The organism is Halorubrum salsamenti (genome assembly GCF_007671685.1).
GTDB classification, from domain to species: domain Archaea; phylum Halobacteriota; class Halobacteria; order Halobacteriales; family Haloferacaceae; genus Halorubrum; species Halorubrum salsamenti.
Window position 1 is genome coordinate 38,070 of record NZ_VCNL01000004.1, and the last position, 16,712, is coordinate 54,781.

15 protein-coding genes and 1 tRNA gene are annotated in these 16,712 nt (G+C 61.9%); 8 read left to right on the plus strand and 8 right to left on the minus strand.

The features are described 5' to 3' along the window. Position 1 precedes the first annotated feature (1 nt). Positions 2-1,357 (minus strand): amidohydrolase family protein, encoded by a 1,356-nt coding sequence (locus FGL94_RS11480; protein ID WP_144925138.1) that lies wholly within the window; start codon positions 1,355-1,357, stop codon positions 2-4. Between the two features lie 126 nt (positions 1,358-1,483). Between FGL94_RS11480 and FGL94_RS11485 the strand changes: the two genes are divergently transcribed. Further along, positions 1,484-2,098 carry a TetR/AcrR family transcriptional regulator gene (locus FGL94_RS11485; RefSeq protein WP_144925141.1) on the plus strand — a complete coding sequence of 205 codons (615 nt, stop codon included), beginning with the start codon at positions 1,484-1,486 and terminating at the stop codon, positions 2,096-2,098. A gap of 64 nt (positions 2,099-2,162) precedes the next feature. Here FGL94_RS11485 and FGL94_RS11490 read toward each other — a convergent pair whose 3' ends face one another. Beyond that, positions 2,163-3,257 (minus strand): sensor histidine kinase, encoded by a 1,095-nt coding sequence (locus tag FGL94_RS11490; protein ID WP_144925144.1) that lies wholly within the window; start codon positions 3,255-3,257, stop codon positions 2,163-2,165. Between the two features lie 188 nt (positions 3,258-3,445). Here FGL94_RS11490 and phoU point away from each other — a divergent pair, with 188 nt between their 5' ends. The 5 genes from phoU (at position 3,446) to FGL94_RS11515 (ending at position 5,862) form a co-directional block, all read left to right on the plus strand. After that, the gene (gene phoU / locus FGL94_RS11495) at positions 3,446-4,120 is read left to right on the plus strand and encodes a phosphate signaling complex protein PhoU (RefSeq protein ID WP_144925147.1); all 675 of its coding nucleotides are present in this window, start codon (positions 3,446-3,448) and stop codon (positions 4,118-4,120) included. A 5-nt stretch (positions 4,121-4,125) separates the two neighbouring features. Continuing rightward, a complete protein-coding gene (locus FGL94_RS11500) occupies positions 4,126-4,524 on the plus strand; it encodes an acyl-CoA thioesterase (RefSeq protein ID WP_144925150.1) in 399 nt (132 codons plus the stop codon). Positions 4,525-4,681: 157 nt separating this feature from the next. Further along, complete coding sequence (locus tag FGL94_RS11505) at positions 4,682-4,921, plus strand: glutaredoxin family protein (RefSeq protein ID WP_144925153.1); 240 nt, start codon at positions 4,682-4,684, stop codon at positions 4,919-4,921. Beyond that, positions 4,918-5,451 carry a cob(I)yrinic acid a,c-diamide adenosyltransferase gene (locus FGL94_RS11510; protein ID WP_144925156.1) on the plus strand — a complete coding sequence of 178 codons (534 nt, stop codon included), beginning with the start codon at positions 4,918-4,920 and terminating at the stop codon, positions 5,449-5,451. Before FGL94_RS11505 ends, FGL94_RS11510 begins: the two co-directional genes overlap by 4 nt. Before the next feature lie 132 nt (positions 5,452-5,583). After that, positions 5,584-5,862 carry a DUF7553 family protein gene (locus FGL94_RS11515; RefSeq protein WP_144925159.1) on the plus strand — a complete coding sequence of 93 codons (279 nt, stop codon included), beginning with the start codon at positions 5,584-5,586 and terminating at the stop codon, positions 5,860-5,862. Between the two features lie 14 nt (positions 5,863-5,876). Here the strand turns inward: FGL94_RS11515 and FGL94_RS11520 are convergent, their stop codons facing one another. Then, a complete protein-coding gene (locus FGL94_RS11520; protein WP_144925162.1) occupies positions 5,877-6,413 on the minus strand; it encodes a hypothetical protein in 537 nt (178 codons plus the stop codon). A gap of 84 nt (positions 6,414-6,497) precedes the next feature. Between FGL94_RS11520 and FGL94_RS11525 the strand changes: the two genes are divergently transcribed. Continuing rightward, positions 6,498-6,572: transfer RNA gene (locus tag FGL94_RS11525), tRNA-Val, on the plus strand. Between the two features lie 480 nt (positions 6,573-7,052). Here FGL94_RS11525 and FGL94_RS11530 read toward each other — a convergent pair. The 5 genes from FGL94_RS11530 to FGL94_RS11550 form a co-directional block, all read right to left on the minus strand. Next, on the minus strand, positions 7,053-8,435 hold the full coding sequence (locus FGL94_RS11530; protein WP_144925164.1) for an ATP-binding protein: 1,383 nt from the start codon (positions 8,433-8,435) through the stop codon (positions 7,053-7,055). A 116-nt stretch (positions 8,436-8,551) separates the two neighbouring features. Continuing rightward, positions 8,552-9,916 (minus strand): restriction endonuclease, encoded by a 1,365-nt coding sequence (locus FGL94_RS11535; protein WP_144925167.1) that lies wholly within the window; start codon positions 9,914-9,916, stop codon positions 8,552-8,554. A 276-nt stretch (positions 9,917-10,192) separates the two neighbouring features. Next, on the minus strand, positions 10,193-12,361 hold the full coding sequence (locus FGL94_RS11540) for an Eco57I restriction-modification methylase domain-containing protein (protein ID WP_186313399.1): 2,169 nt from the start codon (positions 12,359-12,361) through the stop codon (positions 10,193-10,195). 626 nt (positions 12,362-12,987) lie between these two features. Then, on the minus strand, positions 12,988-13,527 hold the full coding sequence (locus FGL94_RS11545; RefSeq protein ID WP_144925173.1) for a hypothetical protein: 540 nt from the start codon (positions 13,525-13,527) through the stop codon (positions 12,988-12,990). Continuing rightward, positions 13,520-14,149 carry a DUF7437 domain-containing protein gene (locus FGL94_RS11550; protein WP_206664919.1) on the minus strand — a complete coding sequence of 210 codons (630 nt, stop codon included), beginning with the start codon at positions 14,147-14,149 and terminating at the stop codon, positions 13,520-13,522. Before FGL94_RS11550 ends, FGL94_RS11545 begins: the two co-directional genes overlap by 8 nt. 363 nt (positions 14,150-14,512) lie before the next feature. On the opposite strand from FGL94_RS11550, the gene FGL94_RS11555 reads away from it, so the two are divergent. Further along, positions 14,513-16,600 (plus strand): hypothetical protein, encoded by a 2,088-nt coding sequence (locus FGL94_RS11555; protein ID WP_206664920.1) that lies wholly within the window; start codon positions 14,513-14,515, stop codon positions 16,598-16,600. The last annotated feature ends 112 nt before the right edge of the window (positions 16,601-16,712 follow it).

The window sequence follows — 16,712 nt, forward strand, 5'->3', positions numbered from 1 at the left end:
TTTATAAGTCGATGCCGGCCTCGTCGATCAGCCGCTCGCCGGAGGCGACGAACCGGTCGAACTCCTCGCGGACCTTCGTGTTCGTCAGCTCGCCGTCGCGCTTGACGGCCTCGCCGTCAACGAGGACCGTGTCGATGTGCGAGGGGTCCGACTGGAAGACGACGGTCTGGACCGGAGAGTGGCAGGGGGCGGTCATGAAGTCGTTCGTGTCGAAGAGAACGAGGTCGGCGCGCTTGCCGGGCGTGATCGTCCCGATCTCGTCGTCTAACCCGAGCGCCTTCGCGCCTTCGATCGTCGCCATTTCGAGGGTGTCGCGCGCGGAGACGCTCACCTCGGTGACCTCCTCGTCGCCCTCTAGGACCGCCTGGTTGTCGAACATCCGCTGGAGCTGCATCCCGATCCGCATCTGGCTGCCCATGTCGCCGCTGACGTTCGAGCAGACGTCGACTCCCCACGCCGGGCGCCCGCCCGCTTCCAGCACCTTCCCGGTGACGGGGATGCCGTGGCCCATCTGCATCTCGACCTCCGGCGTCGACGAGAAGGAGACGCCCTGCTCGACGGCGTGGTCGACGTCCTCCTGCGAGAAGTGGTTCCCGTGGGCGACGTTGACGTCGGGGCCGAGCATGTCCTCGATGGCCCCGAACCCCTGGTAGTCGTCGCCGTACACCGACGACGGCCACAGCGCGGCGCCCATGTGGACCGTCGAGAGCACGCCCAGATCCCGCGCCAGTTCCAGGTCCGCCCGGGCGGTCTCGTCGGTACAGAAGTCGGGGCCGCGGAGCCCGAGCGCGAGGGTGAGTAGGTCGTCATCACGGATCTTCTCCTCGCGGAGCTCGCGGACGTTCTCCTCGGGGAGGCCCACGTCGCTCTCGTACCACCACTTCGCCGCGTCGTCGCCCGGCGGCCCGTAGGTGTACACCGCGCGCAGACCGGCGTCCTTCAGGGCGTCGACGGCCCGTTCGCCGTGTTCGAGCGTGTTGGGGTACGACCAGTCGAGGGCGGTGGTCGTCCCGGTGTGGAGCTTCTCGAACGCCCCGTAGAGGCCGCCGAGGTACATGTCCTCGGGCCGGTAGAGCCCGGTGATGTTGCCGAGCATGTGATCGAAGTACTCTCCCATGAGCGACCAGTCCCCGGCGATGCCCCGGACCTGGGTCTGCGCGAGGTGGATGTGCGAGTCGACGAACCCGGGGACGACGATCTGGTCGGAGGCGTCGATGACCTCGGCGTTCTCCGCCGAGAGCCCGCGGCCGACGTCGGCGATCTCACCGTCCTCGATCAGCACGTCCGCCCCCTCGAGGTCTCCGATGTCCGGATCGAGAGAGACGACCGTCCCGTTCCGGATGATCTTTCGTGTCATGTGTGAGTGTACCGTTCGACCATGAGGTTAAAAATTTACTGTATGGTAAATTCATGGTGGCTGGGAGCGGGAACGTCGGCCTATCGGGTGGGATCGCTTATATGTCTCACCGGCGGAGAGGCTCGTATGAGCGACTCCCGCGAGACGGTCTCCTCCAAGGACACCGAGGAGGTGATCATGGAGGCCACGTTCCGTGCGCTGAGCAAGCACGGGTACAAAGACCTGCGGATGCGCGACATCGGCGAGGAGATGGACCTGACGCGGCAGGTGATCCACTATCACTTCGACGGCAAGTACGACCTGCTGTCCGCGTTCCTGGAGTACGTCATCGATCAGTACGAGGGGAGCGTGGAGGTAGACGGGAACGACGACCCACGCTCGGAACTCGACGCGCGGATCGACCAGTGCCTCTTCGGCCCCGAGTTCGAGGAGTTCAGCCACTGGGAGCGGATGAAGGTGTACCACGAGCTGTACACCCACGCGCAAAACGACGGCGACCACCGAGAGATATTCGACGAACACTACGACCGCATCCGCGGGAGCATCGTCGAGGTCGTCGAAGACGGGATCGAACAGGGCGAGTTCGCCCCCGTCGACGCCGAGCGGATGGGACAGCTCATCACCGACGTAATCCACGCCGCCCGTGGACGACGGATGGCGCTGGGTCACACCGACGCGCCCGAAGAGGCCCGCAAGGCGATCGACGACTTCATTCTGGGCTCGCTGTACGCCGACGACTGACCGACGGTGGCTGACCGACGACAACTGACCGCCGACTCGGTCAGGCCCGGACCGACGACACGCATCACTCCTCGGAGCGGGGTGTCGACCGCGGCGTCGAGGACCGCGACGGCGCCGGTAGGACGATCCGCACGACGGTCCCCTCCGGGTCGATCTCGCCGAACTCGATCGTCCCGTCGGAGGCCTGGATGGTCCAGTAGAGGATCCACAGTCCGAGGCCCTGCGTGTGCGCGAGGGGAGTCTCCTCGGGGAGCCCGATCGCCTCCCGATCGGAAGCGGGTATCCCCGTCCCCGTATCGCTGATCTCGAGTTTCACCGTCTCGTCGGGTTGCAGTTCGGCGCTCACGTCGACCGACACGTCGGCGGCGTTGTGCTCGACGGCGTTCGTTAGCGCCTCTCGGATCGCGAGCGGCAGCGCGGAGTGAGCGATCACCCGGCAGTCCGCCGGGAGCGTCGAGCTGAACGTCGCAGTCGGGTACTCCCGACGCAGCCGGCGTATCTGGTCGTCGACGACCGACGCCAGATCGTGTTCGGTCTCGTCGGCGGTGTCCCAGATCGACACGATCTTTCTGGTCCGGTCGGTGGTTTCGAGGAGCGCCTCAAGGTGGTCTCGGATCATCCTGAGGTCGTCGTCCACATGTCCCCCGTCGGTCGCGTCTTCGATGTTCTCGAGGTGTCCGAGCACGACCGACAGCTCGTTGCGGAGGTTGTGCCGCAGGACGCGCTGGTTGATCTTGAGGAGCTTGGTGAGCTCCCGCGTCTCGGTGAGCCGCTCGTTGGACTCCACCGCGTAGAGACTGCCGCGGGCGCCGACCGCCGCCCCGAGCGAGGCGGCGAAGGTGAGCAGAAAGGACAGCTCTCGGTGGAGCCCGTCGATCGACCACGTCAGCCAGACCAGAAACGCGAGCGCCGCGAACGCGAGCGCCACGAGGACCGTCAACAGCAGCGCTTTCCACCGCCCGCCCGTGGATATCGATCGCTCCGGGAGTTCGTACCCCGTGTACAGGACGATGGTGGACACTCCCGCGATCATGAGGAGCTCGAGGGCGGTCTCCAGCCCTCGCGCTTCCAGTTGGTAATGGACGCTCCCGATCCCGAAACAGGTACACCCGAGGGCGTAGAAGCCGTGTCCCGGGCGGATCGTTTCGGTAGACGACATGTGCGTCCGTACGACCTCACTGTTAAACCCTTTTGTTGTTCGCGATCTGCGCTCGAGGAGGGTTTAAAACCACAAGGGACCGGAAACAGTGACAGTTCGGTCGGTTCGGGCGGAGAGTTCGGGCGGTTCATAGACGTTTGATCGGCGACGTGTTTTTATACGTCCGGTGAGCGTGATACGCTAACACCATGCCACGCGAACAGTACCAAACGAAACTGGAGGGGCTTCGCGACGATGTCCTCTACATGAGCGAAATCGTCGCCGAGCGGCTTCGCATGGGTCTCGACGCCCTGGAGCGACAGGACGGCGAACTCGGCGAGGAGGTCATCACCGGCGACGCCGAGATTAACGACCTGTACCTCGAACTGGAAGGGCAGTGTACGGACCTCATCGCACTCCAGCAGCCGGTGGCCGGCGACCTGCGGTTCATCGCGGCCTCGTTCAAGATCATCACCGACCTCGAACGGATCGCCGACCTCGCGACGAACCTCGGCGAGTACGCCAAGCAGGCCGACCAAGAGGTGTTCCCCGACGTCGACGTGCAGCGCATCGGCGACGACACGCTGGCGATGCTCGACGACGCGATGGCCGCCTACGCCGAGTCGGACCCCGAGCGCTGTTTCGCGGTCGCCGAGGCCGACGACGAGGTCGACGCCGCCTGCGAGGCCGCGAGCGAGCTCGTCGTGCGCGACCTGATCGAGCGCGACGAGCTCCGCGAGGAGGCGGACGTGGAGGGGACGATGCGGAACGTCTCCCGGCTCCTGCTCACGATCCGGGACCTCGAACGCGTCGGCGACCACGCGGTCAACATCGCGGCGCGCTCCCTCTACATGATCGAGAACGACGACGAGCTGCTGTACTGACCGCCGTGAACAGCTACACCACCGAGATCGACGTTCGTTTTCGCGACATCGACGCGATGGGCCACGTCAACAACGCCGTGTACGCGACGTACATCGAGCAGGCGCGGACCACCTACTTCCGCGACGTGCTCGACGCCGACATCTCCTCGCTGGCGACGGTGTTGGCGTCGCTGTCGATCGACTTCCGATATCCGGTTGAACTGACTGACGAGACCGTCACCGTCGAGATCGAAATCGCCAATCTCGGTAGCTCCAGCGTGACGATGACCCACGAGGTCCGTACCGGCGGCGAGGTCGTCGCCGAGGCGGAGGCGACGCTCGTGAGCCTCGATCCGGACTCCGGCGAGCCCGCCCCGATCCCGGACGAGTACCGGTCGACCATCGAGTCGTTCCACGGAATCTGACGGGCGGGGATCGGCCCTCTCTCGCGGCCGCCGCCCGTCACGCACCGCCCTCCCGCCGCCGCCCGCCACGCACCGCCCTCCCGCCGCCGCCCGTCACGCACCGCCCTCCCGCCGCCGACACCCTACCTTCTTGCCGCCGCGCGCCGATCGGTCGGGCATGTCCGTCCGACTGTACGCCCTCGACGGGTGTCCCTACTGTGAGGCGGTGTCCGACGCGCTCGACGACGCCGGCGTCGCGTACGAGACCGAGTGGGTCGACGCGCTTCACTCCGACCGCGACGAGGTGAAGCGGGTCAGCGGCCAGCGCGCCGTCCCGGTCCTGATCGACGAGGACCGGGGCGTGACGATGTCGGAGAGCGCGAACATCGTGGAGTACGTCGAACGGAGCCTCGCATGACCATCTACACCGGACGCGGCGACGAGGGCGACACCGACCTCCGGGACATGAGCCGGGTGTCGAAGGCCAGCCCCCGAATCGAGGCGTACGGGACCGTCGACGAGGCGAACGCGCTGATCGGGACGGTGCGCCCGACCGGCCACGACGACCTCGACGACCTGCTCGAGACGGTGCAGAACCACCTCCACGTCGTGCAGGCGGACCTGGCGAACCCGGACCCCGACCCCGACGACCCCGCGGTCGAGCCCGCGCACGTCGAGACGCTCGAAGAACAGATCGACGCGCTCGACGAGGAGCTGGAGCCGCTGCGCTCGTTCATTCTCCCCGGCGGCGGCGAGGCGGGCGCCCGACTCCACCACGCCCGCACGGTGACCCGCCGAGCGGAGCGTCGAGTCGTCGAACTGGCGCGGTCGGAGCCGATCAACGAGGCGGTCGTCACCTATCTCAACCGCCTCTCGGACCTGCTGTTCACGCTCGGTCGCGTCGCGAACGCGCGCGACGGCGAGGCCGAGGAGTCGCCCTCGTACTGACGCTCCCGCGCAGTTCTCCCCGATTCGCCCTCGAAGCCGATCGGAGAGCGACGGCGATCGAGTGGTGGCCCCCAATCCTGTTGTCTCGAAGCAGCCACAAAGAATATATCCGTCGCCTTCCAAAGAACAGATATGAGCAAGCACTTCGAAGACGCACGGTACTACCTCGGTCGCGCGGCGGAACACGCGAAAGCGGGCGTGAAAGAGGAGTTGGAGCCGGTCGAAGCGCGGGTGAAGGACCTCGTCGGCATTGAGGCCGATGAGGAACCGGAATCCTCGCGGCTCGACCGGCTACAGGCCGACTTGAAGAAGCTGGAGGAGCGCGCGGAGGGCGAGGCCCGCGAGGCGGTGGCGTCGGCGCGCGAGCGCGTCGCCGAGTACCGGGGCCACGACGCCGCGAAGGAGGAGTAGGGAATCGGCCGCGATCACCCGCCGCTCTCGTCTGACCCTTTTTCGAACTCCCCGCCCTCCGGAGCGAGCCGCTCCGCCGCCGGCACCACGGCGTACTCGACGCCGGCGCGCTCGAACAGCGCCCTCACCCGTTCGATCCCGATTTCGGCGTCGACGTCGGTCGCGCGGTAGTGCTTTATCGGGTGGCGGATCCACGAGGGCTCCCAGTGGGCGTACACGTCGGTCGTCTCGCGGTCCTGGCCGACGAACAGGGCGAGGTGGAGCTGGCTGTCGCTCGCGAGCGCCCCCTCGGGGTATCGGACCCAGCTCGCGACTGACGTTTCCGGCGGTGCGGCGTAGTCGCGGAACTTGAGCGACGAGACGAGGTTGCGGACGAACCCGAGCCGGTGGAGCCGCGCCTCGACGATCGGGTACGGCTCACGGAGGGTGAGCGCGTACTGGTCGCGGGGCGTCTCCCGCTCCGCGTAGAGACCGATCGCCGACAGCGGAAGGTGGAGCAGGCCCGTCGCGTGTTGGCGGAGGCGTTCGAGGAACCGGAGCTCGTGAGTCATGGCGAGTCGGTTCGCACGCTCGGCCGATGAATCTTCGCCGTAAGGTAACTCTTAAGTCCGGAGGTCGGATACTTCGACATGAGCGGGTTGGTGGTCTAGCCAGGTTATGACGGCTCCTTCACACGGAGCAGGTCGGCGGTTCGAATCCGCCCCAACCCATACGTAGTACGCACGGACTGTAACCGTGCGATTTCTTCTTTCTCAGACTTTCTAGCGCCCGAATCGTGATTTCGGGCCGCGTTTTCGGGGGGTCGGAAACTTCCTAACTCAACCGGTTGCCGTATGCTGGTCGCCTCCGTCCGGGAATCCGGTTATATGACTCGGATCGATGCATAAGTATCTGGTGGCGTCGCGGACCTCCGCGCGCGCCGGTCAGAGCGTTCACCCGGAAGTGATCCTGCTGACCGGTACTGGCCTCGAAAGCGAACGCGGCAGGGGAATCCGTCAGCGACTGTCGATACTAAGGAGTACTGTCGAGAGAATCGGAGTTGGGGCCTTGGCAGAGAGACTGAGGGCCGAAATCTCCGAGTGGACCGATCCAACTCATCGACAAGGGAGAGCGGGGCAATAGCGTTTCCATGGATTGTGACCCCAGTGTGGTCATCAGCTTCAACAGAGCAGTTCGTTCCGATTCCGTATTCACGAGTCGCTATTGGGCGTGATCAGATCGGACAGCTCGAAGAGCAGGACGTCGTCGCGCGTGTCAGCGGTCCGTTCGACGTCGTCGGTGTACCCGGACCGACTGAACAACACGTACAGGGTCTCTCCGTCTGCGGGTCCTTCTGCCCACCGTACTTCTGACGCTGTGCGTTCGAGATCGGTAAGCACGCCTTCGCTCACGGGTTGAGACGTGAACTTACACTCGCCGGCGACGAGCCCCTCGTCGCTGAGGCCGAGGACGTCCAGCTCGTGTTCTTTGAACCACCATTGACCGACATCGCGGAACCGGCGGTCTACGAGATCCCAGAGTGCCTGCTGACAGAGGCGTTCGAACAACGGGCTCACGTAATCAGCTAGGTCGGGGGCGACGAGTTCGTCGTACGCGTCGTCGCCGAGCATTCGAAGCTGGTCCTGATTCCCGTACACGAACCGGAACCAGAACCGGAACAGGGGTGCGGCGATGCGGTACCGACCGCGCTTCGAGGCCGTCGATGATTCCGTCACGGGGATGTGACGCTCGACGAGCCGGAGCCGACGGAGTTTCTGAAGATACGTGCTGAGCGACCCGGACTCCACGCCGGCCATGCCTGCGATCTCGTTCGGGGTGCGACGACCGTGAGCGAGCGCGCGAAGGATACTGAAGTACGTGTTCGGTTGCCGGAGTTCGGTTCGAAGCAGGAACTCCGGCTCGGAGTACAGGAGCCCGCGCTCTGACAGGATCGCCTGCTGGACGTTCGCTCCTAACGGCCGGTCGGGGTCGATGGTCTGGAGGTAGTACGGTGTCCCGCCGTAGATCGACCACGCGGTGATGGCTGTCTCGGGGTCGTACTCCGAGAAGAACTGACGCGTGTCGGCCACGTCGAGGGGTTTCAGATCGATCGTCGCCGTCCGGCGACCGTAAAGCGGTGCGCTTCCGGAGAGGACCTTGTCCTCCATGACGCTGATCGACGAACCGACGAGCACGAGCGTCATTCCCGTCTCCTGTAGTTCCATGTCCCACACTCGCTGGATCCGTGACGGGAGGGATTCGTCCTCCTCGATGAGGAACGGGAACTCGTCGATGACGACGACGGCGTCTTGCTCACCGAGTGTTTCGAGGAGTACCTCCCAGTCGCGGCGGACGTTCCGTAGTGAAGGGAACTGTGCGGTGGCGGTGTCGACGAACTGTTCGAGTTGGTTCGGTGCCGTGGACTCGACCGCCTGATAGTACACCGCGTCGTCCCGATCGGCGATCGACTGACGGACGAGCTCGCTTTTTCCGAGACGACGACGCCCGTAGATCACGACGAAGTCCGCCGTCTCGGATTCGTAACAGCTCGTAAGTTGATCGAGTTCGACGTCCCGATCAACGAATCGTTCCATACCCCAAGTCCTCGGTCCAAATAGATAGAACTCTCGATTTCGGAAATTTCGATTTCGGAAATTGCGATTTCTAAGATCAGTTCCAGAGAACAAAGCGGTCGTGTCGGGAAGACCAGTCAGAGACCGCCGATACTGAGGAGCACTCCGAGCAAGACGAGGACGCCGACGGCGACCGCGCCGACGGCGAGCGGTGTGTTCTCCATCGCCTTCTCGTAGAACGGCATCGCTTCGTACTCCTCACGGAACGCGTCTCGGTTCTCGTCGTCGTAGAAGTACTTCGTTTTGAACGCGAACCGCTCGGTCACCGCGCACCCAGTACAGACCGGCGTTCCCTCTAGGCGCTCTGTTTTGATGTGCGAGTCGCAGTTAATGCTCCCGCAGTTCGCACAGTACGTGTAGTCCTCGTCAGTCCCGGCCATGTCGCAGTGGACACACCGGTGAACCCCGTCCTCGCTCGTCACGCGCGACGGCCCCGCCGCGAAGTACTCGTACGGATACGTGTACTCCCCTAATTCAGTCGTGTGCCGAACTTGCGGCACGTACACTGGTTCGATCGATCGGACCGAGACGTCGGAGCGCTTCGGCTCGCACGTCTTCGTGTACGTGACGTTGTTGTCTCCCGTGTAGGAGACCGTCGTCGTGTGGCGTTCTCTGAGTCGGTCGACGGCCCATTCTTTGTACTCGGTCTGCGTCTGCCCGAACCGTCGCTCCTCGGCCGCGTCGAACTGATCTTCGAACCGGTCCGCGTCGAGTTCGACGGTCGCGTGGAGGTTCTCTGTCACGAGGTTCGAGACGTCACCGGTCGCGGCCTCCGGGCGGCCGCGTTCGGCGTGGACGACGAACCGAGACCGGTCGTTGACCCGGTGAATCACGCCGACCGACGTCTCGAACACCGCGTTCGTGTCCGCCGTCACGTCGACGACCGGGCGGAACGTGACGCGAGAGTGCGGCGCGGGAAGGTCCGCCGACTCGATGTTGTCGATGTCTTGGAACGCTTCCTCGACGGGTGCGGCAACCGACGTCGCCGGGTCGAACGGTCGAAGCGTCTCGTCGCACAGGATCTCGATCCGACCGTTGTACAGGTCCAGCCCGATCTCGTCCGCGATCTCGCGCAGGCCCTCGCCGTCGATCAACTCGATCGGGTACGGGTCGTCGTTCCGCCGGAGCCGCTCGGCGTACTCGACGGCCGGGCCGGTGAACCGACCGGTCGTCGCCACCATCCCGCGTTTCGGCCCGTTGAAATCGAACGTCGCAATCGCCGAGTGGAGCTTCTGTACGACCGGCCGCCCGACCGTCCCCGTGTGCTTACACTCGACGACGACGCCGCGCCGCGTCCCGTCGACGACCTCTTCCATCAGTACGTCGCGTCCCTCGTCGGCCGTCCGTTCCGCCTGCCGGACGTTCTCGTATCCGAGGTTCCGGAACACGTCCTCCATCACGTCCTCGAACTCGAATCCGGAGAGGTCATCCAGGACGGGCATCGGACGCACGCCAATTGTGTCAGTCGCGTAATAAAGGCTCTATTGAAACTTCCAAAGCAATCTGTCCACGCGAATGGGACTCCCGGATACGGAAACGACCCTTTCTGTTGTAGTGTTCGGGTACAGTACGAAGTACCTCTGAATCCCATGCCGGGATAGGAGTAACGGCTGATTGGCACAGCCAGTAGCCGTCACCGAGACAGCTACAAACCGTAAACACCCCAAACCAGCGGTTCGGAGCCGTGGGAATCTTCGCTCTTCAGGGCAGAGAGGATGTCAATCCGGCCGCATTTCTTCGATAGCGTGGTGGACGAGCGTGTCGATGGTGGTGATGATCTCGTCGTGCGAGTTGCTGTCTCGGTCGGTGTCGCGGAGTGTGTCGAATGCGGCGGCGAGGTCGTGGACGGTTGCGTCGGGCAGGGCTGCAGGGTCGATGACGGGGAGTTGTTCGAGTTTCGTCAGGCTGATTTTCCACAGCGTGCCGCTGCGCATGTACCCGTACTCGCGGGAGATATCCCGCATGACGGTGCTGTTCAGGTACGCGAGCACAGCTTTCCGCGCAGCGCCAGTCACCGCGAGTTCGACCCCGTAGAAGCTGTTCGCGGTTCGGGCGGCAGCGTCGTTCACGGTGAACCGGTGTTTATTCTGCGTGGCGTTATTAACGAGGATCGGAGCAGGGTTGTGTCCGGTCCGGCGGTACCAACACCGGTCGTCCGATTGCGTCTCAGTTCCTTGTAGGTCGCCGTCGCGGATGCGATCACGCAAGTACCTGAACAACCCCGAATGCTCGTTTCCAGCATCGCTCCCGGTGAGGGTCCCGGCGTCGTACTGCTTGACGAACGCATCGGGCGTGTCCGGGATCTCGATGCTCGGAACCGGGTCAACTATCCACCCGTCACCATCGCCATCACGCGTCACTCCCTGGTCTCTATCACGTACCACGTACCCGAGCACGTCCGATGGGCGTCGCACGAATCGAGTCAGGTGTTGCCGGCTAATCTCGTACGCTGCGACGTCCGCGTCAATCACGTGGAACGGGTCGTCCTCACCGACCGGGGGAATAGACCAAGCCGTTCCGAGGTCCGACAGCTCCAATAAGTGATCCGTGTCTACCTCGACCGGGTCGAACTGCGCTTGCCAGTTCCGGTTCGGGTCAAGGGATGACTGCGGGACCGTGTTGGTACGACCCCAGTCTCTGTCGTCAGACCCGGTACTATCCATTACAGCTCGGACTGCGGTGAACGTCGGGTCGGTGACGGTGATGAACTGCGTGGCACTCTCCTTGTCCGGGGTGCTGTCGAACTCGACGACGGTGATGACGGCGGTCGTGTCCGCTGCCGGGAACACTGACGCGCCGTCCGGGTCTAATCGGATGAACGATTTAATATCGGCTCGTTCGTTGAGGAATCGCTTGACTGCAGTGCCGTACTCCGTGCCGAAGAAGCTTTCAGGCGTCAGGAATGCTGCCCGGCCACCATCTGGGAGCAGCGTCTCCGCGTGGAACATCACGTACGCGTACAGCGGCGAGAATTTGCTGATGTCGTACCCGGTTTGCTGTTCCGCTAGCTGATTCCACTGGGTTTTCTCGGGTTCTGGTATCCGGGAGTGCCCCGCGTACGGCGGGTTGCACACCACGACGTCAGGCTCGCCTGGCAGTTTCTCGCGCGTCAACTCTCGCACATCCGTGACAACCGTGGTGTGCGCTTGGTTGGTGAGCGTTAATGCTGTCTCTCCGAGGAGTGCGGCGAGCGGGCTTCGATCGACGCCGATGACTTCGCGCGGTTCGTCGAACTGGTGCCACGTTGATTGGATCGGTGTCGACAACGCGCCGGGCCCGATACCCATGTCAAGCATCGTGTCACCGTTACCAGCCGCCCACGTCTGTATCGCCCGGCCAACCCACTGCGGTGTCCTGAATTGACTGAGTACTTGCCGGGCATCGCTCGGCATGATGGCAGCGTACAGTTCACCGAGATCCGCTGATGGGGCCGTTGACACGGTGAGTTTGTGCCGCGCTGCAAGCACCGGTTCGAGCTCCGCAGCGTCAGCGAGCCACGCAATATCATCGAGTACGCACCACGCCACCGACTCACCGGCCGCCGCCGCCGCACGGAACGCGTTCTCCGCGGTCTCCCGCGTCAACATCTCGTCCGTCTGCGCGTCGAATATCACGGCGCGCAGCAGCACAGCAAGCGCCGCCTGCCGCGCAACGAGCGTCTGCGCGGACACGCAATCCACTTCGTCAAGCCCACGCGCAGCAACCCAGTCAGCTGCGCGGCCGCACAGCGCCGCCGACGCCTTCAGCGAGAACGCATCCTCGATTGACTCCCCAGCCGCTATGAGTTTCTCTTTCAGCTCCTCGATATCCGCACGGACACTAAGAGGCAGTGTCGGGTCGGCCGAACTGTCCTTGCTGGCCTCTGGCAGGGTGATGCTGATCGGCACGCGCGGACCAGTAACTCCGACCGGTGAATCGACCTGAGCCGGTGTTGGAGACGGGTACTGCGTTGATACATCGGTTCTTCTGATCGCCGTCGTAGAAATGCGGTCCAGCATTCGCCTAACTATGTAGATTGAACCTCACGCTTTTGAATACTTGCGTTGAGATTCTCACCGAGACACCGGAGAAACCCCGGTACAGCGGCGGCCCGACAGTAAACACGCGGTTCCGATGCGAGGACTGGGCAGCCCGGCGCAACCGAACCACACCGCGAAAAATTGTGTTCCGCAGCTCCAGTCCTAGTAGATTCTGCTGTCACCCGCGCACTTGATGATACGGATCGGCGGCCCGTCACCGGGTTCTGGAGGTTTCATAATCCTACACTCAGGACCCGACATCCACTGCGCCCCCCGGCTGACACTCCCATTTCAATCAATGAATTCTGAATAACCTCAGTACCCCGTGAGGGTGGAATAGTAGAGGAACGACTACAGTTAGCACGTAACGTTGTGTGTTATTTATTGACAGTATCTACTTCACTAGCCGATCACCTCTCGTGTCCTAACAGATCTTTCGCTAACATTTTCCCAGTCACCTGTAAGAATCACCCCAAGGGCACTCGTTTGTCGTATCAAGACTCCATATGCTCTATCGCATCCCAGATGCTAATTATCCGAACTCGACCGTCATAGAACGTATTATGAATCACACCGGAAATTGCTCGTTCGGCGTTTCGGTCGTCAATCAAAATCCCGACAGACTCATGCGGGGTTGACCCAAGAAGCATTACCGCCGCTGCTGGGAGCTCCGAATCTGTTTTCCGTAATTCATCTGGGGGCGTCTGCTCGAACTCTGCCAGTCGCTCGTGGACACGATCCATCACCTCCCCAGCACGCGGCCCGTCATGAACCCGGACTCCCGGCTGTACACCATCAAGGAGAGTGATCCACTCCGTCGTATCTGCCCGGTCCACCCAGTCAATACTGATGTATCCACGTTGCTCCGAAACCTCCTCCACGACCCCGGGAGTCAGATACAACTGAACGTCCTCCGCTTTGACGTACTGAATGAAGATCTGATAGGCGTCACTCTCAGTGCCACCGATGGTTCTGAGAAAGCTCGTATCCAGGAGAAACGCTGTTGGGAACGGCGACGGGTGTTCCTCACTCATCGGCGCGCTCGTACGGACCCTGCTCAATCGCTCGCTCGTGGACATCTACCTCGAACGTAACGTCGCTGAGTGTCGGGTCGAAGTCCTTCACGACGACAAGGACTCGCTCAATTGCTTGCGTGACCGCAATGGCTTCGACAGCGGGAACACCAAGGTCGTCGGCAACACCGCGACGGGTCGTCTCGCCCTGCAGGTAGTTGATCGTGCCCATCACCGCCGGTGCTAGCGCCGCCTTCCCGTGACGGTCAACGTAGAGTTCGAGGTCGTCGTCAACGCTTGTTGCGCCGTAGACGGCGATGATGGCGGGGCCGAATTCAAGAGTGATCTCATCGGTCCAGTCGCCACTCACGGGTTCGGCACGCCAGAGTGCTGAGCCGTCCTGGTGTTCGTCCAGCTCCTCAGCGACGCCCAACTCCTCCAGCATATTGGCGTACTTGTACGCGGTACTCTTGGAGAACTCCTGACGCTCACGGGCTGCCGTGATTGTCGTTGGGGTGTTGATCAGTAGGTCCGTGTAGAACCGCGCGAGTTCTGGGGTGCCCAGTAGCTCCTGAATGGCGAAGAACCGGTGGGCAGTGTGTCCTGCGTCCGGTGGCTGAACGGAGGCGGGGGCGTTCGACATAGTCCATAGTACACGAACTATGTACTAAGTGTTTTGGGTCGCTCAGACAGAACTACGACCCACAAATAAGTCTCCAAACCGAAATTATTCTCAAGGGGTATATTTTGAGTTTGCCCGATACTAGAGTCCGGAATCCAACGAAGATCGTGTTCCAATAGCAAATTCGACTAGACACAGACATTGCTCGGCCGACAACCGAAGAGGGTTATCTCTCGAATCGACAGATCCCTATACTACGACGTGTGATGTCCTGGTGGGATATTATGGGTCTCAAAACACGACCCGTTCTCACATCCTAATACCTACTCGACTAACTGAGGGCAATCGCTTATGACTCACCACAGAATTGATTAAACCACGAATATGGGTAAGACCCCCACGAGCAATCATACTGACGCTAGTCCTCCCGAGAACGCGCCAGAGGATGGGAAATATCGAACCCCGATGGAACACGCTCCGTTCCCGCAGAAAGACGGGTACGACCCAGGGGAACGCAAGTACGGAGCGGTGGAAAAACGAGGATTCGATATTCACGTCTCCTCACCCGTTGACGATGTGGAAGAGTTGTCGCGGCGCACTCACCTCGCCGCTCAATTTCACGTGAATAACCGTCCGTACTGGGAGGAGAATTCTCGGTTCATTAATGACGGTGGAATGCTCTATGACAGGGCCGTCTTGGACCTATTCGAGGAGAAACTGAACTGCGAAGGCATCAACCTGTCCGATCCAGACATCGAGATTCCGTTGCCTCGGCTGAAAGCACTCTTCTTGCGGAAAGCACGCGAACAGTCCGGCACCGACTTCCATGAGTACTTGACGGATACACAGGCCGCCGGGTTGCCAACTCTTCAGAAAACCGGGTACGAGACGCGAAGTGAGGTCCCGAGCTACCAGACATTTCAGCGCACGTACAACACGCTCCACGGCGAAGATACAGACACGATTGACGGGGATGCGTTCGAGGCTGCCGTAACCCGGGCCGTCTACGCTGTTTACCGGGCAGGAATCGTGCCTCCGGATGCTGTCAAACAGGAATACGGCTTCGACGCGCTCGAACCGCCCCTCAACGAGAAATACGTCTCTCGGGACACTGAGAAAGCGGAGCTTCGGGAGTTCGTCGAACTCCTGTTCGATCTCACGACCGAGCCGCTCACTTTCGGCCGGGATTCAGAACAGAGCAAACACGACATGCAGGCGTTTATCGGAGCGCTCGCCGCCTCTGCCCTCACCGGCGCAGGTCTGGAAGGGCTGAAAGACGTCTGTGACTGGAATCACCCGCGTGACCGAATTCCTGGCGGTGCCTGGTTGGACAACTACGTTTCTGGGCTCCCGATCCACGCCGAGGAGATGTCCGAGTCCCAGTTCGACGGAGCCGCGGACTCGATTTCGACGATCGATGAGCAGTTCAATGCTGTCCATCGCTTGACCCTACAGTTTGCGAAAGCGCTCGGGTTCTGGTCGAAATCAGACCCGTTCAAGGTCGGTATCGATATGTTCCGCGTCGATTGGGCTGGCGAATCGTTGGACGTGACCATCGGCAGGCCTCCCAAAGCCGACAATGACGCCGTTACTGAACAGTGGACGTTCGTTATCGCCGGCGGTGCGGAACCCGAAAATCGATTCATACTCGGTGGCCGCTGGCTGCAGACCCTACGTGACTATCCCACCGCAGTCCGAGATATCCTGTCGAACGCTGTCCCGCCTGCTGCCATCGACACAGTCCTCATCGATTCCGAAATCGTCAGCGGGGAACTCATCGATACGCTCTGGGAGTTCGTCGGGGAGGACTGGATCATCAGTGCGCCGGATAGTGCAGTCGTGACGGGGCTGAAACGTCTCACGCCTGCGAATCACGTCGGGTACGCCCCAGAAATACGGTGGAACACCGACTCAAAGCCGAACCTCGTGACGTATCCGACAGAGGGAAACAACCCGGATCCAGTGTTAGTTGACCCACGGGATATTGCGTTGGAAGCAATACAGGAGGAGGGAGACGACGACAAGATAGCGATCCCACTCAAACACCGTCTTGAGGATGATACCCCTCGGCCAACCTCTTTGGAACCGGATCCGGACGTTCCACTTCTTATCGACGCAGTAGACGACTTGGAGGCAGCCCCTGGCATCGGTAGTGAAGACGGACTTGCTGCGTATTTCACTGGCCGCTCCCTCCAGAATCGTTCTGGCTCCGGGATTCGTTTTCAATACGTGCAACGGTGGAGTATCGAGAAAACTGTCGATCAATTAAAAAATGATTTTATGCCGACGATTAATAGCCGGGACCCGAAGAAGCGCCTCTACGCGATGCACGTGGCTATCCTACTGTACAACTGGCACACGCTGATCAACCGATGCCTGTCTCCGAACGGAATTCGGCTGGACATCACTCACCAGGAACTCCTACAGGCGATTCAACACGTCGCATTCAACGACTCCTCAAGCGAGGAGTAAGTGAGGATCACCGGCTACGGTACCGTCTCATTCGCGGTCAGACGGCGATACTGACCATCTGTCTCGGTCCCGGCATCAGTAATCGGCTCTGTTGAACCCCTTTCTTCAGACA